At 71.1% G+C, this 19,536-nt stretch carries 15 protein-coding genes; 13 read left to right on the top strand and 2 right to left on the bottom strand.

The window, feature by feature from the left end:
• Positions 1–25: 25 nt before the first annotated feature.
• From ACWGSK_RS20335 to ACWGSK_RS20290, 10 genes are all read left to right on the top strand, one after another.
• Positions 26–796: a class I SAM-dependent methyltransferase gene (locus tag ACWGSK_RS20335; protein ID WP_358505441.1), complete on the top strand. Its 771-nt coding sequence runs from the start codon at positions 26–28 to the stop codon at positions 794–796.
• Entirely contained in the window at positions 793–2,628 is a 1,836-nt protein-coding gene (locus tag ACWGSK_RS20330; protein ID WP_358505353.1) for an ABC transporter ATP-binding protein, read from the top strand. The genes ACWGSK_RS20335 and ACWGSK_RS20330 overlap by 4 nt, the downstream gene beginning before the upstream one ends.
• The gene (locus ACWGSK_RS20325; RefSeq protein ID WP_452456439.1) at positions 2,625–4,424 is read left to right on the top strand and encodes an ABC transporter ATP-binding protein; all 1,800 of its coding nucleotides are present in this window, start codon (positions 2,625–2,627) and stop codon (positions 4,422–4,424) included. Before ACWGSK_RS20330 ends, ACWGSK_RS20325 begins: the two co-directional genes overlap by 4 nt.
• Positions 4,405–5,676, top strand: coding sequence for a cytochrome P450 (locus ACWGSK_RS20320; RefSeq protein WP_452456438.1), 1,272 nt, complete (start codon positions 4,405–4,407; stop codon positions 5,674–5,676). Before ACWGSK_RS20325 ends, ACWGSK_RS20320 begins: the two co-directional genes overlap by 20 nt.
• Positions 5,670–5,891 (top strand): ferredoxin, encoded by a 222-nt coding sequence (locus ACWGSK_RS20315; protein WP_452456437.1) that lies wholly within the window; start codon positions 5,670–5,672, stop codon positions 5,889–5,891. Before ACWGSK_RS20320 ends, ACWGSK_RS20315 begins: the two co-directional genes overlap by 7 nt.
• Positions 5,892–5,972: 81 nt before the next feature.
• The gene (locus tag ACWGSK_RS20310; protein WP_452456436.1) at positions 5,973–7,484 is read left to right on the top strand and encodes an ABC transporter substrate-binding protein; all 1,512 of its coding nucleotides are present in this window, start codon (positions 5,973–5,975) and stop codon (positions 7,482–7,484) included.
• Positions 7,484–8,482 carry an ABC transporter permease gene (locus ACWGSK_RS20305; RefSeq protein ID WP_358505338.1) on the top strand — a complete coding sequence of 333 codons (999 nt, stop codon included), beginning with the start codon at positions 7,484–7,486 and terminating at the stop codon, positions 8,480–8,482. Before ACWGSK_RS20310 ends, ACWGSK_RS20305 begins: the two co-directional genes overlap by 1 nt.
• Positions 8,479–9,300, top strand: coding sequence for an ABC transporter permease (locus ACWGSK_RS20300; RefSeq protein WP_452456435.1), 822 nt, complete (start codon positions 8,479–8,481; stop codon positions 9,298–9,300). The genes ACWGSK_RS20305 and ACWGSK_RS20300 overlap by 4 nt, the downstream gene beginning before the upstream one ends.
• The gene (locus ACWGSK_RS20295) at positions 9,293–10,705 is read left to right on the top strand and encodes an ABC transporter ATP-binding protein (RefSeq protein ID WP_452456434.1); all 1,413 of its coding nucleotides are present in this window, start codon (positions 9,293–9,295) and stop codon (positions 10,703–10,705) included. Before ACWGSK_RS20300 ends, ACWGSK_RS20295 begins: the two co-directional genes overlap by 8 nt.
• Before the next feature lie 306 nt (positions 10,706–11,011).
• Positions 11,012–11,614 carry a DUF4352 domain-containing protein gene (locus tag ACWGSK_RS20290; RefSeq protein ID WP_358505329.1) on the top strand — a complete coding sequence of 201 codons (603 nt, stop codon included), beginning with the start codon at positions 11,012–11,014 and terminating at the stop codon, positions 11,612–11,614.
• A gap of 73 nt (positions 11,615–11,687) precedes the next feature.
• On the opposite strand, the gene ACWGSK_RS20285 is transcribed toward ACWGSK_RS20290, so the two are convergent.
• Complete coding sequence (locus tag ACWGSK_RS20285) at positions 11,688–13,751, bottom strand: N-6 DNA methylase (RefSeq protein WP_452456433.1); 2,064 nt, start codon at positions 13,749–13,751, stop codon at positions 11,688–11,690.
• A gap of 431 nt (positions 13,752–14,182) precedes the next feature.
• On the opposite strand from ACWGSK_RS20285, the gene ACWGSK_RS20280 reads away from it, so the two are divergent.
• Together ACWGSK_RS20280 and ACWGSK_RS20275 are read left to right on the top strand one after the other, a co-directional pair.
• Positions 14,183–14,620, top strand: a complete 438-nt coding sequence (locus tag ACWGSK_RS20280; RefSeq protein ID WP_452456432.1) for a YchJ family protein — start codon at positions 14,183–14,185, stop codon at positions 14,618–14,620.
• Positions 14,621–14,818: 198 nt separating this feature from the next.
• The gene (locus ACWGSK_RS20275; RefSeq protein ID WP_452456431.1) at positions 14,819–15,769 is read left to right on the top strand and encodes a hypothetical protein; all 951 of its coding nucleotides are present in this window, start codon (positions 14,819–14,821) and stop codon (positions 15,767–15,769) included.
• 4 nt (positions 15,770–15,773) lie between these two features.
• Here the strand turns inward: ACWGSK_RS20275 and ACWGSK_RS20270 are convergent, their stop codons facing one another.
• Complete coding sequence (locus ACWGSK_RS20270) at positions 15,774–17,126, bottom strand: hypothetical protein (protein WP_452456430.1); 1,353 nt, start codon at positions 17,124–17,126, stop codon at positions 15,774–15,776.
• A 247-nt stretch (positions 17,127–17,373) separates the two neighbouring features.
• Between ACWGSK_RS20270 and ACWGSK_RS20265 the strand changes: the two genes are divergently transcribed.
• On the top strand, positions 17,374–19,242 hold the full coding sequence (locus ACWGSK_RS20265) for a hypothetical protein (protein WP_452456429.1): 1,869 nt from the start codon (positions 17,374–17,376) through the stop codon (positions 19,240–19,242).
• The last annotated feature ends 294 nt before the right edge of the window (positions 19,243–19,536 follow it).

The raw sequence follows: 19,536 nt of genomic DNA, 5'->3' as shown, positions 1-19,536 counted from the left end.
GACCACTCGGGTCCGAGCCGTGCGTATGCGAACCCCCACTCTCCTTCTCCTGGAGGACACGATTCCAGCCATCGACCACTACTCACCGGCCGCCGAGTTCTTCGACCTCGTGGGCCATCGCCACATGGCCACCAGCACACCCGTGCTGCGTTCGGTCCTGACCGGCCTGGACACCGGCCACGGTCCCGTCGTCGACATCGGCGCGGGCACCGGTCTGGTCACCGCCGTCATCGCCGAGATCCTGCCCACGGCGCGTATTCACGCGGCCGAGCCCTCGCCGAACATGCGGGCGATACTCACCAGCCGGGTGTTCTCCGACCCCGACCTGCGCCGGCGGGTCACCGTCCTACCCGAACCGGCGCAGGAGATACCGCTGCCCGACTCCATCTCGGCGGCGGTGGTCTTCGGGGTGGCCGGCCACATCCCCCGAGCGGAGCGCGAGGAGCTATGGCGGCGACTGGCCGACCGCCTGCCCCCTGGTGGGATCGTGCTCGTCGAGCTCATGGGTGTGGACACGCCCCGCTCCATCCCCTACGTGCGCATGTGCCGTGAGCCCCTCGGCGACCAGGTCTACGAGTGGTGGATCTCCGGTGAACCGGTCGGCCCGCAGACCATGCGCTGGCGCACCCAATGGCGGGTCTTCCGCGACGGCGAACAGGTGCGCACCGTCGACGACGAATACGACTGGGAGACCTTCGGGGTCGACCGGCTGGCGGAGGAGTCCGGGCTGACCTTCAGGCCTCTGCCGGGCGGCGGGCGCGAGGCCACCCCGGAGATCGGAGTGCTGGTCAAATGAGTCGGACCCAGACCAAGACCGCACCGAACGGCGAGGTCGGGCCGAAGGCGGCGCAACAGCGGTCGCCTTCGCCGTTGCGGACCCTGCTCCGGCCCATCAAGGGGCGGATCCGGACCGCGGTGGTGCTCCAGGGACTGGCATCGGCGCTGGGGCTCGTCCCGCTGATCTGTCTGGTCGAACTCGCACGTGTGTTCTCGGCCGACGGCACGGTGGACATCGCACGCGTGTGGCTCCTCGTCGGCATCGCCGTGGGCGCCTCGGTCGCCGCGCCGGCCGCGGGCACGGCCTCCACCCTGGTCGGTCACCTGGCCGACAACGACATGCAACTGTCGGTCCGCCGAGCCCTGGCCCACCGCATGTCCCGGGTCCCCCTGGGCTGGTTCACCGGCCGAGGGTCGGGCCGGGTCAAGAAGGCCGTGCACGACGACATCGAGGACGTCCACTCACTGGTCGCGCACACCCTGCCCGACCTGGCCTCGGTCGTCACCGTGCCGCTGGTCGCCCTGGTCTACCTGTTCACCGTGGACTGGCGGCTGGCCCTGGTGTCGGTCCTGCTGGTGGCGGCGGGGATCTTCCTGTTCTCTCGGGCCATGGCCGGGGGCATGGCGAAGATGGCCCGGTACGCCGAGGCGATGAACCGGATCAACTCCTCCGCCGTGGAGTTCGTGGACGGCATCCAGGTGGTCAAGCACTTCGGTGGCCACCGGCGCGCCCACGAGCGCTTCACCCGCGCCGCCGACGACTTCGCGGACTTCTTCCTGAACTGGTCACGCAGCACCACCCCCGTCACGGTCGGATCCTTCCTGCTGCTGTCGGCGCCCATGGCCACCGTGGTCACCGTGCTCGCGGGGGTGGGGTTCGCCCTCGCCGGATGGACCGAACCGGTTTCGATCGTGGCCTTCGCCCTGCTGGCCCCGGCCCTGTGCGCGCCGATGAACGTGATCGGCTCCCGGGTACAGCAGACCCAGGCGGCCGGGGCCGCGGCCGGGCGGGTGACGGCCCTGCTCGACACCCCGACCCTGCACCGGGGGCAGGAGGAACCGCCGCTGGAACCCCGTGTGGTCTTCGACGGCGTGTCCTTCTCCTACACCGACCGCACCGACGACGCGGCGGCCGACGAGACAACGCAGGAGGGCCCTCGGGCCCTGACCGAAGTGGACCTGGTCCTGGAACCGGGCACCGTGACCGCCCTGGTGGGCCCCTCGGGCGCGGGCAAGAGCACCCTGGCCGCCCTGCTCGCCCGCTTCCACGACGCCGACGCCGGGTCGATCACCGTGGGCGGGGTCGACATCCGCGAGATCGCCGACCTCTACCGCACCGTCGGCTTCGTCCTGCAGGACGTCCGCCTGCTCGGGGAGACGGTCGCCGACAACATCGCCCTGGGGCGCCCCGGAGCCACCCGCGAGGAGATCGAGGCCGCCGCACGCGCGGCACAGATCGCCGACCGGATCGAGGACCTGCCGCGGGGTTACGACTCCGTGGTCGGGGAGGACGCCGACCTCTCCGGTGGCGAGGCCCAACGCGTCTCCATCGCCCGCGCCCTGCTCGCCGACACCCCCGTCCTGGTCCTGGACGAGGCCACCGCGGCCGTGGACCCGGTCTCGGAGGCGGCCATCCAGGACGCGCTCAGCGAACTCGCCCGCGGCCGCACGGTCCTGGTGGTGGCCCACCGACTGACCACCGTCACCGGCGTGGATCGGATCGCGGTCATGGACGCGGGCCGGGCGGTGGAGACCGGAACCCACGACGAACTCCTGGCCCGGGGCGGCCGTTACGCCCGACTCTGGCGCGCCCAGGCACACCGACGAGACGAACCGGGAGCAGACCAGTGATCCGCGCTTTCCTCAGGGCCCTGGGACCGGAACAGGCCGGTCCCGTGAAGAGGAGTCTGGCCCTGACCACCGTCGTCTCGGCGTTGCAGGGGCTGGTCTTCGCCCTGCTGGTGACCGTGATGACCGAACTCCTGCGGGAGGGCCCCCGAGCAGCCCTGGGCTGGGCGGCGGCCCTGGCCCTGGCCACCCTGGTCTACGCCCTGCTGCGCACCCTCAGCCTCTTCGTCAACTTCCGGGTGGGCGGGGCGATCTCCCGTGGTCTGCACCACCGCATCGGGGAGCACCTGGTCCGGTTGCCCCTGGGCTGGTTCACCGGGAACCGCGTGGGCGAGCTCAACCGGGTCGTCACCGAGGGGGTGTCCCGCAGCACCAACGTGCCCGTGCACATCTACCCACCGCTGGCCGACGCCGTGGTCACGCCCGTCGTGGCGGTGTCGGCACTGTTCGTCTGGGACTGGCGGATCGCCCTGGCCGCCGCGGCCTGCCTGCCCGTGGTGTGGATGGTCTTCGTCCTGTCCAATGACGCGGTGGGGCGCAACGACGCCGCCCGGGACGTGGTCTCGGACGAGGCCGCCTCCCGGGTCCTGGAGTACGCCAGGTCCCAACCGGTGTTGCGGGCCTTCGGCCGCACCGAACAGGGCGGGCAGAGCCTGGACCGGGCCCTGACCGCCGAACACGGTGCCGCGCGCCGCCTGCTGCTGCGCGTCGTCCCGGTGATGTCGGCGTACTCCTTCACGGTTCGGCTGATGTTCGCGCTGCTCGTGGTGTGCGCGGTCGTGCTCGTCCTGGACGGCGGACTCGACCCCGCCCTGGCAGTGGCCCTGCTGGTGCTGGTGGCCCGGTTCACCCACCCCCTGGCCACGGCCGCCGACCAGGGCGCCGCCCTGCGCATGGCCACCAACCAACTCGACCGGATCAACACCGTCCTGGACGCCAGGCCCCTCCCCGAACCGGAGTCGCCGCTCCCGCCGCGGGGGGCGGTCGTGGAGTTCGACGACGTCACCTTCGCCTACGACCGCAAGGACGACACCCCCGCGTTGGACGGGGCCACCCTGCGCGCCGAACCCGGAACCCTCACCGCTCTGATCGGACCCTCCGGGTCCGGCAAGACCACGGTGGCCCGCCTGCTCGCCCGCTTTCACGACGCCGACCGCGGCCGGGTCCGCCTCGGCGGGGTCGACGTCCGGGACATCGGCGGCGAGGAACTCTCCCGGCACGTGGCCCTGGTCTTCCAGGACGTGTACCTCTTCGACGCCACCGTCGCCGAGAACCTGCGTCTGGCCGCCCCCGACGCCACCGACGAACAGCTCGACCGGGTGGCGGCGCTGTCCGGGCTCGACACGGTCCTGTCCGACCTGCCCAAGGGCTGGGACACCAGGGTCGGGGAGGGCGGAACCGCACTGTCCGGCGGGCAGAAACAGCGGATCTCCATCGCGCGGGCCCTGCTCAAGGACGCGCCGGTCATCGTCCTGGACGAGGCCTCCTCGGCCCTGGACGCCGAGAACGAGGCGCTGGTGACACGGACAGCCGTCGAGCTCGCCCGGGAGCGCACCGTGCTGGTCATCGCCCACCGCCCCGCCACCGTGGCCGCCGCCGACCAGGTCGTCTTCCTCGAAGGGGGCCGCGTCGTGGAGTCCGGAACCCCGGACGAACTCCTCGAACGGGGAGGGCGGCACGCCGATTTCGTCCGGAGCCGTGAACGCGCCCGCGGCTGGCGCCTGACCGCCTCGGACATCACGACCCCTCCCACCTCCGCCACCACGAAAGGCCATGAGAATGACCCGGCCCGCACCTGAACCCTCCACCGACCCCGTCGCCGCCACCGCTCCCGACCCCGCCGCCGAACCCGCCCGGACCCACGAAGACACGCCCTTCCCCCTGGTCCGCTCCTGCCCCTTCACCCCTCCCGGCGACTACGCCGGGATGCGCGAGCGATCCGAGCTGACCCGCGCCCGGATCCCCAGCGGCAAACGGCCGTGGCTGGTGACCCGTTACGAGGACGTGCGCGCGGCCCTGTCCCACCCGGCCGCGAGCTCCGACGCCCGCCATCCCGCCTTTCCCGCGCTCGGGGACGGGGAACAGGCCGTCGCCGCCGAACTGCGCCCCTTCATCCGGATGGATCCGCCCGACCACACCCGTGTGCGCCGCATGCTCGTCGGGGAGTTCACCGTCCGCCGGGTGCGCGCGATGCGTCCGGAGATCGAGGCCGTGTGCGCCGAACAGGTCGAATACCTGCTCGGTCGCCAGACCCCGGCGGACCTGGTCGCCGACTACGCCAACCGGGTGTCCACCACCGTCATCTGCCGGCTCCTCGGTGTTCCCTTGGAGGACCTGGAGTTCTTCCGGCGCATCACCTCGATCTCGGGCAGCCGGGACAGCACCGCCGAAGAGGTCAACGCCGCCCTGGGTGAACTGTTCGGCCTGATCGACCGGCTCATCGACGACAAGTCGAAGAACCCCCAGGACGACCTGATCAGCCGCCTGGCCACCGGACCCCTGGCCCGGGGCGAGATCACCCGGCACTCCCTGCTGTCCCAGATCGGCATCACCCTCAACGCCGGGCACGAGACCTCCCGCAACATGATCCCGCTGGCCGCGCTGGCCCTGCTCGAACACCCCGACCAGCCGGCCCTCCTGCGTGAGGACCCCGACCTGTGGCCGGGCGCGGTGGACGAACTGCTGCGCTACCTGTCCGTGGCCGACGTGATCACCCTGCGAGTGGCCACCGAGGACATCCCACTGAGCACGGGCACCATCCCCGTGGGCGACGGCTTCATCGCCCTGCTCGGCGCCGCCGACCACGACCCCGAGGCCTTCCCCGAACCCGAGCGCCTGGACGTGCGGCGCCCGCAGCGCAACCACGTCGCCTTCGGCTACGGCACCCACCAGTGCGTGGGTCAGAACCTGGGCCGCCTGGAGATCGAGGTCGCCCTGCGCGTGCTGTTCGATCGCGTCCCCACCCTGAGGTCCGAACTGGCCCTGGCCGACCTGCCCGCCCGCTCCTCCTCGGCGATCTTCGGGCTGGACGAGGTCCCGGTCTCATGGTGACGCCCGCCGGTTCCGCCCCGCGCCTGACCGCGGACCGTGAGGTCTGCGCGGGCGCGGGCCAGTGCGTGCGCGCCGCACCGGACCTGTTCGACCAGGACGACGAAGGCCTGGTGGTCCTGCTCCGCGCCGACGTGCCTCCCGAAGCGCGCGAACGCACCCTGACCGCGGTGGACTGGTGCCCCTCGGGCGCCGTCACCGTCCATGAACCCTCCTGAGCCCGCTTTCCAGAACCACGGGTCGCAAGACACCTCACGGGGCCGTGCCGACCACGGCCCCGCCCCGAGAAAGGCCGAACGATGAGACGACGATTCCTGCCGGTGGGCGCCCTCGTGGTGCTCCTGGCGGCCACCGCCTGTGGTGGCGGCGAAGGCGACCAGGCCTCCGCCGACGGCGACACCCTGCGCTACGCCGCGGTGGGCGCCCCGGCGGCCACCACCCATGACCCGCACGGACGCGTCGGCAACGAGTCCGACTACCTGCGGTTCGCCATGCTCTACGACGTACTGACCGTGACCGACGAGAACGGGGCCGTCCAGCCCCGCCTGGCCGAGTCATGGGAACCCGACAGTGACGACCTGGACCGGTGGACCATCGCCCTGCGCGACGACGCCGTCTTCTCCGACGGCGAGCCGGTCACCGCCCACGACGTCCTGTTCTCCCTGGAGCGCATCCAGGGCAAGGGCGCCGAGAACAACGGCCGCCTGTCCATGTTCGACCTGGAGTCCTCCTCCGTCGTGGACGAGCACACCCTCGAACTGGTCACCCACCAGCCCTACGCGGAGGTCGGCGTCGCCCTGGCCTCCCTGACCTTCGTGGTGCCCGAGGGCAGTGACGACATCACCGAACCCGTGATCGGATCCGGCCCGTTCCAGTCGGCCCGACACGACGACACCACCGCGGTCCTGAACCGGCACGACGGCTGGTGGGGCCAGGCCCCGGGCTACGACACGCTCCAGATCAGCGCCGTGCCCGATCCGGGCGCGCGCGCCGAGGCGGTGGCCTCAGGACAGGCCGACATCGCCGGGAGTGTCGCGCCCACCAGTGCCCGGCAGTACGAGGAGGACGACTCCGTCCAGGTGGTCACCCGGCCCGGGGGAGTGAACTACCCGTTGGTCATGGATCTGGGCAGCGAACCCTTCGACGACCCCGGCGTGCGCGAGGCCGTCAAGCTCGCCCTGGACCGGGAGCAGCTCGTGGAGACGGTCTTCCTCGGTTATGGGGAGCCGGGCGCGGACCTGCTCAACTCCGAGGAACCCTTCGCCCCGCAGGTGGAGCCGGTCGAACGCGACCTGGACCGCGCCCGCGAACTGTTGGAGGAGGCCGGTCACGGGGACGGGGTCGAGCTCACCCTGCACGCGACCAACTCCTACCCCGGTATGGAGGAGACCGCGACCCTGGCCGCAGAACAGCTGGCCGAGGCGGGCATCGACGTCCGGATCGAGATCGGACCGCCCGACACCTACTGGGCCGAGGTGTGGAACGTCGAACCGCTCTACCTCAACAGCCTCGGCGGGAACGGGTTCGTGGACTTCGCACGGATGGCCCTGGTGTCCGACGGCCCCATCAACGAGACCGGCTGGAACGAACCCGATTGGGACGCCGACTTCGCCGATGCGCTGGCCACCGCCGACGACGACGAGCGGCACGCCCTGCTGGCCGATCTCCAGCAGCGGGTCGCCGACGATGGCGGCTACGTGGTCTGGGGCACCGGAGACGGTATCGACCTGGCCGCCCCCGGTGTGAGCGGCCTGCCCACAGGTCCCGGCTTCCACCGTCTGTTCATCGAACAGGTCGAGGCCACCGGCTGATGCCCGACCCCGAGATCGCCCCCGCGGTGGCCCTTCCACGCTCACGGAGGGCCGCCGTGGGGGCCTCGTTCCTGTTCTCCCTGGTCCGGGCGGCGCTGCTACTGGGCCTGGTCTCGGTAGCGGTCTTCACCGCGACCGAACTCCTTCCCGGCGACGCCGCCGACCTGCGGGCCTCACCCGGGGCCGACGAGGAACAGGTACGACACCTACGGCAGGATCTGGGACTGGACGTCGAGCCCTGGCGGCGTTACCTGGACTGGGTCGGTGCCCTGCTCAGCGGGGATCTGGGAACATCCCTGGTCAACGGTCGCCCTGTCGCCGATGCCCTCGCCCAAAGGCTGCCCGCCACCCTCGCCGTCGTGGCGGGAGCCCTGGTGATCGCCGTCCCCGCGTCCCTGGCCCTGGCCTGGTGGGCGGGGACGACACGGAGAGGACGCCGGTTGCCCACCGCTGTTCTGACGGGGGGCGCCGCGGTTCCCATGGCGGTCGTGGCGGCGGCCTCGGCCGCGCTGTTCTCGGGCCATCTCGGGCTGGTGCCACCGGTGTCCCTGCTTCCTCCCGGTGCCATCCCCTGGCACCACCCGGACCTGCTCTTCCTTCCGGTGACGTCCATGGCGCTGCCCACCGCGTTCTTCGGCGGGAGCCTCCTGTCGGGTTCGGTCGCCGACACCGTGCGCATGCCCCATGTGGTCGACGCCCGGCGCAGGGGCGTGCCCCCGTGGCGAATCGCACTGGTGGACGTCCTTCCCTTCCTCCTGGCCCCTTTCGCCCGGGTCGTGGCGGTCTCCGCGGGCGGCCTGATCGCCGCCGCGACCGTGGTGGAGGCCCTCTTCGGGTACCCCGGCATGGGCTCGCTCCTGGTATCGGCCATCTCCGCACGAGATCTACCCGTCGTGCAGGCCACGGCCGTGCTCGCCGCCGCGATCGTGCTGCTGGGACTGGCACTCGGAGACCTGTCGGCGGCCCTGACCGAACCCGAACACGGGAGGGCGACATGAGAAGGCTGTTGGTGCCGTTGTCGCTGGTCGTGTCCGTGACCCTGGTGCTCTGCGGTGGTTGGTGGGCGCCCTACGACCCGAACTCCACGGCCGGCGCACCCTGGCAATCGCCCGACTCCACGTACCTGCTCGGGACCGACGCCCTGGGCCGGGACGTGTGGTCCCGGGTCCTGGCCGGGGGAGGCCCACTGCTGACCGTCTCGGTGGTGGCCGCCGTGTGCGCCTCCGCCATCGGCATCGCGGGTGGTCTGGTGGCGGGATGGTCCGGCGGGTTCGTCGCCCGCCTGCTCACCGCCTGCGCGGACCTGCTCCTGGCCCTACCGTCCCTGTTACTGGCCCTGGTGGCGGCGATCGCCCTGCCCTGGCAACCGGCGGTCGTCGTGGCGACGGTGTGCGGCGGCGCCCCACTCACCCTGAGGGTGGTGCGTGACGCCGTCCGCTCCATCCGCTCCTCCGGGTACGTGGAAGCGGCCCTCCTGCGTGGCGAGCACACGGCCTCGGTGCTGCTCCGTGAGGTGTTTCCGGCCATGCGCGGACTGGTCTCCGCCGACCTGGGGCTGCGCCTGGTGGTGGCGATCCAGGTCTGCGCGGCACTCGGCGTCCTGGGGCTGGGCGCGGCCCCGCCCACACCGGACTGGGCTCTCATGCTGAGGGAGAACATGACCGGGGTGGCGAGCAACCCGTGGGCGGTGGCCGCACCCGCGATCGCACTCGGTGCCACGACGCTGCTGTTCGCACTCGCCGCCCGACCGACCTCCCAGGAACACGATGACCGCCGTCCGGAAAGGGCGGATCGGGAGGAGATGAACCATGCCTGAGGGACTGGACGTGGAAGCACTACTGGTCGAGGACACTCGGGGCCGAGTGGTCGTCGGGCCCGTGGACCTGCGGATCCCCGACGGCGGGGTGATGGCGGTCATGGGGCCTTCCGGCAGCGGCAAGACCAGCGCACTCCTCGCGGCGCTCGACGCCCTGCCCGTGGGGCTGGTCCGCCGGTCCGGACACGTCCGGTGGCGGGGAGCCCCGGTGCCCCGGGGACGGGGCGGCCGGCGCCGGCGCCTGACCAGGGTGGGGATCCTCGGTCAAGATCCCGCGTCGGACCTGCACCCCTTGCGGTCGGTGGCCTCCCTCGTGGCCGACGCGCTGCCCCTGGGACCACGCCGGGAGAACACGGAGAAGGTGTGCGTGACCCTCACCCGACTGGGACTGGACGCCGAGGCCCTGTGGCGTCGGCGTCCGCGCGAGCTCTCCGGCGGCCAGGCCCAAAGGGTGGCCCTGGCTCGCGCGATCGTCGGTGACCCCGAACTCCTCGTGCTGGACGAGCCCACCAGCGGCCTGGATCCCGCCACGGTCGAACTCGTGCTCGACGTGCTGGAGCAACGGCGAGGACGCCCGAACCGAGTCACCGTGGTGATCACCCATGACCGGGGGTTCGCCGCCCGAGTCGCCGATGTCCTCATCGACATCGATGAGCCCGGGGTCGACCGCCGGAGTGTCACCGGTGTCCCGGCCTCCCGACCCCCGCACGGCCCCCCGCTCCTCGGACTCCACGGGATCCGCCTCATCGGACCGGACGGTCGAGAGCTGCTCGGGGAATCGGACCTGACCGTCCGATCAGGGGAGGCGGTCGCCGTCCTGGGGCCCTCTGGGAGCGGCAAATCCACACTGTTCAGGAGCCTTGCCGGGCTCCATCCCCCGGCGAGGGGTTCGTTCTCACTGGACGGCCGACCCCTCCCCGCCAGGTACACGGACCGCACTCGGGAGTCACTGAGAGCCGTCCAACCGGTCGGCCAGAACCCTGTCGGAGTCCTGAACCCCGCCCAGCGCGTCGGAACGGCACTGGCACGCCCGGCCATGGTGCTCCGGGGCCTGACACGAGAACAGGCCGCGGCGGAGGTCCCCGAACTCCTGGGACGGGTAGGCCTGCCCGCGGAGACCGCACGTGCCTACCCCGGCCGGCTCTCGGGCGGCCAACGGCAGCGCGTGGCGATCGCCCGCGCCCTGGCCGCGCGTCCGCGGGTGTTGTTGGCCGACGAGGTGTCCGCGGCCCTGGATACCGCGAGCACGCGTACGGTCCTGGATCTGCTGGACACCCTGCGCGCGCGGGAGGGCCTGGCCGTTGTCATGGTCACGCACGATCGAGACGTCGCCGCCCGCGCGGACCGCGTCCTCACCCTTGATCCGGAACGCCGGGCACTCCTGCCCGCCTCGCCTCGAACGTGACGGAGGCTCCGGGCGTGCAGGGGCCCGCCTGCCTTCGTCCACACCAGGCGGAGCGATGACGTCGAAGTCCCGGACGACCCGGTCCCGACCCGGGGTCCGGTAGGGATGACGGTGATGAGTTTGTTCCGAGGTGTGAAACAGGCTCCTTGTTTATGGTTGGTCTAGTTCACACTCAATCGTGTATGGTGTGAGTGTCTTCGGGTTGATTCAGAGCTCCGGAGACCCTTCTCCCGTTGCGCGCCGAACCGCCCGGTTCGGTGTTCACCCCCACGGCCTCGTCGCCACCGCACAGACCCGGAGCCCACCATGACCCAGCCTCAGCAGCCGTTCCAGCCCCAGCCGCCCTACCGGCCGATGCCGCCGAAGCAGGGCATGTCCACCGGCAAGAGGTTCGGCCTGGGCTGTGGAGCGTTCCTGATCCTGCTCTTCCTGATGGGCGGCTGCGTGGCCGTCCTATCCTCAGGTTCCGACGGTTCCGGTGCCTCGCAAGACGCCTCGCAGGACACCTCGGAGCAGACCGAGGAAACGACCGAAGCGGAGGTCGATGAGGCCGCGGAGGAGCCTGTCGCGGAGGAGCCCGTCGCGCTGACCGCCGAGGTCACCGACTTCGTGCCGAGCATTCTGCACGACGGCGGCGACTACACCAGCGTGCACGTCACCATCGAGAACAACGGTGACGAGGCCATCGATGTCAACCCGTTGTACTTCGCGATCGTCGCCGACGACGGCACCAAGAAGGACACGACCAGCGCCCTGGGCATGTCCGAGTCCCAGATCGACACCGTGACGCTCGACTCCGGACAGCGCGCCGAGGGCGTGATCACCGCCGAGGGCGCCTTCACCCCGGCCTCCGTCGAGTTCGAGGAGACCCTCGGCCTGGGCGTGACCATCACCGCCGACGTCGGCTGAACACCACCACACCCTTGAGACGACACGAGGGCCCGACCCCCGGAAAGGTGGTCGGGCCCTCGTCGGCGGCGAACTAATGCCGGGTCGTCCGGTCGGTGGTGAGCTCCACGGCCAGATCGACGGCCTGGTCGGCCAGTTCCGTGCCCAGTTCCTGTAGCTCCCGTAGCGCCCGACGGAACCGTTCGACCCGACGGAAACGCTCCCCGTGGGCGCGTTGCTCCTGGATGGACAGCACGGGCAGACGGAATCGCTGCGGTTCCAACCGGAGGGAGCCGCGCATGCTGCTGCTCACCCGGGCGATGTGTCCGCGCTCGGCCTCACTGCTGACGAAACCCGCGAGGAACCAGGGGTCCACGGCCGCCGGGTTGGTGCTCACCACGTACAACCCGCCGTGGAGGTGGGCCCCGGCGTCCTCGGCGGTGACCACCCGGGCCAGCGGGCGTTCGGTGACCACGGGGATGACCACATCGCCCTCCCGCAACGGTGGGTTGCGCATGGGGTCGGCGTCCACGCGTTCGGTCCGGGTCGCCGGCGTCCCGCGCATCACGTCCTGTGGCGTCAGCACCCGCGCTTGGACCTGTGGACCGCCCTCCTCCTCGGGGCGACGGACACGGTGACGCCGGATGGTGACCGAACCGGCCTTGGCCAGTTCTCCCAGGGTGACGACCGGGGTGGGCGCTGCCTCGGGCAGGGTTTCGGGGACCTCCGGAAGCAGTGACCGCAGTGACCGCAGCGACCGTTCCATCTCGGTGCGTCGCCGGGCGAACAGGCCGAGGTCTCGGGCGCTCGAACGGGGTAGGGGCAGATGGCGGCGGGGGGTGAGGTCGATCTCCTCGTCGAGCAGCTCCACCGGTTCCACGGCCCGCGCCGTCCCCGGGACCTCCTTGAAACCCTCCGGGGAGTCGCGGAAGTCCTCCCAGAGCCCGCGGATCCGGCCGATCACGTCCTCGGGGCGTTCCACCCGGGCGGGGTCGGCCGGCTCGGTGTCCACCAACAACAAAGGAGTGGGTGTCGTCGTCTCGTCGGTTCGGCGCAGCACCCACAGCTGTAGCGGGACGGCGTAGTGCGCGGCGAAACCGGCGGGCAGCGACACCACCGCGAGGAACGCGCCGGACCGCAACAGCGAACGGCGGATCCGCCGTCCGGAAGGACGTTGGGCCGCGGCCGGGGGCATCAACAGCACGGCGGTGCCGCCCGGTCGCAGTTGGGACAACGAGTGCTGCACCCAGGCCAGATCGGATTCCAGCCGAGGCGGTAGCCCGTGCACCCACCGCGGATCCTCGACCAGGTCCTCCACACCCCAGTTGCGTTCACCGAACGGGGGAGCGGTGACCACCGAGTCGGCCGGATCCGAGGTGAAGGCCGGTTCGCGAAGGGCATCGCCGACCCGCAGTTCGACCCGTTCGTCCAGGGCGTCGTCGAAGGCCAGGCGCAGCGCGGTCAGCCACAGTGCCGACCGGTCCCGGTCCTGGGCGCGCAACGGTGCGTTCCCGGCGCGGGCCCCCGCCACCAGGACCTCACCCCCACCACAGGCGGGGTCGGTCAGCGCGCCGCCTCCGGCGAGGTGGACCATCAAGGCGGCCAGGTCCGGTGGGAGGTTGTGCGAACCGGCCGGGGAGCGTTGCTCGGACCTTCGGCTCATACGCTCCAGCACCGGAGCGGGTCCGCTCTCGGCGACGGCGCGCACGGTCGTCTCCACCAGGGCGGGGAGCAGTGCTTCGGGGACCCGGGCGGGCCGATGGTCGGCCAGGCAGGCCGAACCGGAGGCGCGCAACCGTGTCTCGAAGCCGTCCAGGGCCGCGGTCACCAACACGGCCGGGTCATCGGAGGGGATCGCGGGGTGGTCGCGCAGGTGCAGGGTCAGCGCGCCCACCAACCCGAGGAGGTCCTCTACGGGAGCGGAACCGCGCAGGGAGTCCACCACCTGCCACAGCCGTTGGTCGGGGTCGATGGTGGGCACGCTGCGGTGGGTGGACAACCACTCCTCGATCTCCGCCAGGTCGAAGCGGGGGCTGCGGTCGGTGCCGCCGACGGGGGTGGGGAAGTCGTCGTGGCGTCGACGCCAGTTGCTGACCGCTGTCGGTTTGACCCCGGCGATACGGGCGATGTCGGCGGAGCTCACCTCCACGTTGTCCATGTTCCCAACCCTTCCTGGCCGACGGTCGGACCGACTATACACATGTCCTCACGCCTGGACGCGGAAGCGCCCATCCGTGAGTGGTTGGGCGACTTCACAGGCCAGACCTGGTGTGGAGGACGCGGGATGGCACACCCCGCAAGGGCCGAACGGTGATGCCCGGGTGCCGGAAGCGGACATCCCGCGTGTTTCGTTCCACCGGTCAGGTTGGGTATCAACCGGGGGGATGGACATGGACTACGCCCACGTGTACGCGCTCCCGATCCCTCAACCGCGCCCTGCCCCCGACGACGGTCCGCCGCCGCGATGGTTGCCGCCACCTCCACCGCGCCGCCCGGGCGACAGCGGAGCCTGACCCCTCCGTCCGAACCGTCCGACCCGATTCCCCTCGATCGGGCCGGGCGGTGTTCCCGGCACATCAGAATGGACGCATGGCCCAGCAGCGATCCCGCCGTTCACGGCGCTCCACCGTCCCGCGAGCCCTGCCCACCGATGCGCCCTGCCCGTGCGGCCGGGACGAGAAGTACGACGCCTGTTGCGGTCGTCTGCACGCCGGTACGGCCCGTGCGACCACCGCCGAGAACCTCATGCGCTCGCGCTACAGCGCCTTCGTCGTGGGCGACGAGGACTATCTCCTGCGCTCTTGGGATCCCACCACCCGCCCCCGGCGCGTGGGACTGGACCCCGACACCGAGTGGACGGGGCTGGAGATCCTGCGAACGAGTGCGGGGACCCCCTTCCACACGGAGGGCACCGTCGAGTTCCGCGCCCACTACAAGGAGGACGGCCAGGACGGCGAGCTGCGCGAGCACAGCCGCTTCCGCCGCCACGAGGGCGAATGGGTCTACCTGGACGCCCTCGCCGACTGACCCCTTCCCGCGACCGAACGGACGCACGGAAATGGGCCCGACACCGAACCGGCCCCGGCGCGCACCGCCCCACACCGTGTGCGGCCGGCCGCCTCTCCGATGTCTCCGAAGGGGCGCCGGCCCGCGCGATGCGTGCGAAGTCGGACACGCGCGGTAGGAAGGTCGGGCCACGGTACCCCCAACGCTTCGGAGCACCCGATGACCGAATCACCGCAAGGCGCGACGCCGCCCATGATCCGGCAGCAGCAGACCGTCGAGGAGATCGCCCGCGGACTGGTCGAGATCATGCCCGAGGACTGGCAGAACGTCGTATACCTGACACGTCGGGTGGGTGGCTTCACCTATGAGGACCTCGTCGCGGTGAGTACCGACGGCACGGTGCGCGAGTTCGTCCCACCCGAGCCGGTCCGGGTGTCGGCCACGCGACTGAAGGACCTGGGCGAGAAACCGGGAGCGGGCACCTGGTTCGAGGCGCGGATCTCGGTGGAGGTCTCCGGGCGTTTTCGGGCCGAGTACGAATATGACGAGGTGGCGTTGCCCCACGGGCTCGCGCCCCTGGCCTACGCCCAGGAGATGCGCCGCTACCCGCGCGTCCCGCAGGAGACCCCCGGCTGGATGCGTGCCCACCTGGAACAGGCCCGGACGTTCGACCTGGGTCCCGTCCACGCCGATTTCGGGGCCGTCCTGGTGCGGGCCTATCAGGAGGAGGGCCTGCCGATCGAGTACCTGCCGCCCACCAGCGTGCGGATCCTCCTTCCCGAGTACGGCGCCTTCGCGCCCAGCGACATGGTGGAGACCTTCGAGCGGGCCGTGGTCGCGACCACGGACCGGTGGCCCCGCATCGCGGCGGGCGTGGCTCGGCTCACCGCGCGGAACGCCCGCCGACAGGGGCTGATCGCGGCGCCCGACGATACCGCCATGGCCGCGCTTCGCCGGGCCTTCGCCGGGTACGGGACACAGATCGCCTTCCGTGGCACCGACACACTGCTCGTCCCCCTGCCGAGCGGGCGTAACGCGACCACGGACATCACCGGGTTCCGCGCCGCCATGGAAGGGCACCTGCCCGAACACATCGCCTACCACGCCGACGTGCTCGCCCGGCAGATGAGCGAACAGATCGCCCGCGCGATCGCCGAGGGGAAGGCCTGACCCCTCACTGTTCCATGGGCCGCCCGAACGCCCGAAGCCGATCGGCCAGCTCCGCGGCCCGGGCCGCGGCTTCGGCGAGCGGGTGGTGACGGGCCAACGCGTCCAAGACCGTCAGGGCGTCGGGGTGCGCCCCGAGTACGACCGGATCGGCGTCCACCAACAGCAATCGGTGCACGTCGGGGCTGTCCTTCGCGGTCAGAAAAGAGGTCGGTTCCGAACCGTCGGAGGGCATCGCCGCGGCCACCATGTCGATCACCACCCATGGTCCGTACTGGGCCAACAGTCGATCGATGCCGCGCTGGTCCAGCATGCCGGAGGAGAGCAGGACCATCGCGGCCAGGCAGGCCTCCGTGCTGTGCGGGGAGGCCAACAGGACGCGCAGCCGCGGTGCGAGTTCGGAACTGGTGGTGTTGAGCACTTGGGCGGCCACCCAACGGCGCAGTGCCAGCCCGGGCCCCCGCACCACCTCGGTGATCTGGCGCAGGGCCTCCTCCGGGCCACGCCGGTCCAACCACCGCGCGGCCTCCGGCGAGCGCTCCTCGAAGGGCAGCACGGCCAGGGCGTCCAGGAATCGGGAGGCGCACGCCTCGGCGAGGGTGTCCACGATGGGCGCGTGGATCCCCACCTCCAGGAGTAACCGGCGCACCCCGTGGCGACCCAACGCGGTGAGTTCGACGGTGCAACGGTCCACGCTCTCGTCCTCGGGAGCGTGGTCCAACACCACGGCCCCGGTATCGGAGAGCTGCCACAACACGTTCAGGAGCAGATCGGTGGTGTGGGGCGTAGCGGTGGCGGCGGTGCGAGGAACCGGTCTGGACAAGGCCTCCAACGCCAGGGTGTCCAGGTCGGGCCGATGCCCGTCGGGAGCCTCGTACAGGAACCGCAACACCTCCGGGAGCAGATCGGGGCCGGTGGTGCCGGGCACGGGATCGCGAGGACGGGACAGGTCGCCTCGGGCGTGCGCGATGGTGTGCTCGAACTCGTGGAACCACCACTCCAAAACCTGTTCGGGGTCGCGCACCCGATGTTCCAGGTCGGGAGCGGGACGGGCCAGGGAATCGTCGATGCTGACCAGCCCCAGACGCAACGCGGCGGACCAGGGCACCACGAAGTGGGCGACATCGGCGACCGAGTGCAGCGCACCGAGCCAGATCACCCGTTGATCCAGATGACCGGGCAGGTCGTGCGGCCACAGAGAGAAGCGGGAGATCGCCGCCCGGGCGTCATCGATGCCGGGGACCCCACCGGAGGTGACCGGGGTGGCGGGGGCGCTCCAGCGGGCGAGACTCAGGGCGTCGCACAACAATGGGGAGTCCAGAGCCATGCGGGCCAGGACGTCGGTCGGTGGCAGCGACACGGGCCTGGCGGACAGGGGAGGTCGTCCCCGCCGTGACGGTTCGTGAGAGGGCATGTCCGGCCCCGTTTCCAGCATCGGGTGTGAGTGTGAGCGAGGGTGACCCCTTACTACCGTTCCACGCCGGTCCGGTGGAGTGGTTTCCCGCAGATCGGTACGAAGCCGGGAGCGAGGGGACCCGTGTCCGGGTTGTCCACAGACCGGGAAATCATCGGTGCGCGTGGGCACGACGAACCCTAAAGTTGAAACCATGGACCGCCTCGCCGCGTTGGACGCCCACCTTCGCACCATGCCGCCGGAACGGGTCGCGGACATCTTGTCCACCATCCCCGACGGCGCCGTCCGCTACCGGACGGCCACCCCCGACACCCTGCTCGACCTGATCATGATCCTGGCCTTGCGGCCCACGGTCTTCGAACGACTGCCCCTGCCCCACCACCAGATCCTGCGAGCGGTGGTCGCGGTCGCCGAGAACGCGCAGGAGCTGCTTCCGGGCGGGCCGGAGGGCGGTTGGCCGCGCAGACGGAGATCCCTCGCCCAGGACCCGTTCCTCCTGGGGCCGGTCGACCACGAGGCCCTGCTGGCCAAGGTGGACGCCGACAGCCCCGGGTTGGCCAGGATGCGCGCGGAGGAATGCGTGTCCGACCTCTTGGACCTGGCGATCCTGTGGCCGGACGGTGATGGTGGCTACCACCTGCCCGACGACGCCGGATACCAATTCGGCATGCGAGGTTACCCCTGGTCGGTCGAGGAGGCCCTGGACAGATACGGCCTGGCGACGTTGCGCCGGATGGCCTTGGCGTTGGGACTCGATCCCACCGGGGACTGGTGGGAACTGAGGAAAACGTTGACGGAGGCGCTCACCGACGAACAAAGGGTGGTGTCCCTGGTACGCGATGCGCCGCACGAGGTGCGGCACCGGATCCTGCAGCTGACCTTCTTCTCCGATCAGGTGGAGATCGCCCGGACCCACCTGGCGTGGGGCATGGACCTACCGGTGGACGGAACGGGCGACGACGAACAGGACTGGCTGCTGGAGCACGGGTTGCTGCTGCCGACCGATTACGAGACCGACGACGCCCGCGTCTTCGAGGTCGCGCGCGAAGTGGCCCTGACGATCCGGCGCTCCTTCCCACACCGGTTCGATCCGGCCCCGCCACAGGTCATGGGGCCCCCGGTCGAGGGGATGCCGCAGGGACGTGGACCCGGTGCGGTGGAGGAGCTCTCCCGAGAGGCGCTCACCTTCCTGGCGGGGGCGGACACCCGACTGGTGGCCGCTCTCACCGAACGCCCCGGGAGGTTGCGTCGTGACGGTCACCTGGCGGTGCCGTCACGACGCAGGCTCACCAAGGCGGCGGGCGGGAACGAGGACCTGGCCAGAACCTGGCTGGAGGTGGGAGCGCGGACCGGGTTGTTGATCGCCGAGAACGATCACGTCACCCTCTCCGACCAGGCCCGAGCATGGTCGGCCGCCGCCCCGGAGGTGCGCCTGGTGGCGCTCCTGGAGGGCTGGGCCCGGCGCGCGGAGGACGGCCTGTGGTGGCCCACCGACGACGAACCCGTGTCCTCCGGGGCAGTGGAGGAGGGCGCCGACGCCCGCAGCAGATGGGCCGTGGTGTGCGCACTGACGCACGTGCCGGACGGAATCACCCTGGGCATCGACGGCGCGCGGGCCACACGGGATCTGGCCGAGGAGGACAAGAAGGCAACGGGAACCGAGTGGCTGCTCTCCGCCGCGCACTGGTACCAGCCCTTGACCGCCGTCGATCCCGAACATGAGTTCCGGGTCCTGCGAGCCTTCCGCGAAGCCGAGTTCCTGGGGGTGGTGTGCGTCGGCGCGGCCACCCGTGTGGGTCGCGCGCTCTCCCAACGGATCCGCTCGGCTCCACGGGTCGAGGATGATCCGGGAGAAGGGGTCCTGGCGGCGGTTCGGGAGACCCTCGGCCTGGGAGCACCGGAACCGGGGGAGAGCTGGGGCGGACCCCTGGACCTGGTCGGTCCGGAACACGCCCGCCACCGAGAGCTGACCCGGTGGGCCCGAGAACTGTTCGGGCGGCCCTGGACGTCAGGGCGGGGCGACGCCGATTCCTTCGGGGCGGACCCGGGGAAGAACGAGTAAGCGTCCCGGTCGGGAGGGCGCGCACAGGAGAGTCGAACGGCCGACCGGGGTTTATGAGGATCCCCACCGAGATCGGGCGGATGATCGGCGTGTACGACGGCCGGTTCCGGGTACCCGCCACCGCCCCGGCGAACGCTGACGGAGCGTGAAAACGGCAAGGGTGGGGCTTTTCGGATCACACCCCCTTCACTACCGATCCCGTGGGGTTATCGGGATGTTATCGACCGTTCGTCACGTTCCCTCCAAGTGCGAAGTGGGCGAGTCCTGGCGATCCCATCACCGTGTGTAAGATTC

The sequence above is a fragment of the Nocardiopsis sp. NPDC055551 genome, from assembly GCF_053619415.1.
The sequence above is the reverse complement of the archived record's forward strand: the minus strand, read 5'-3'. Positions and strand labels throughout refer to the sequence as shown.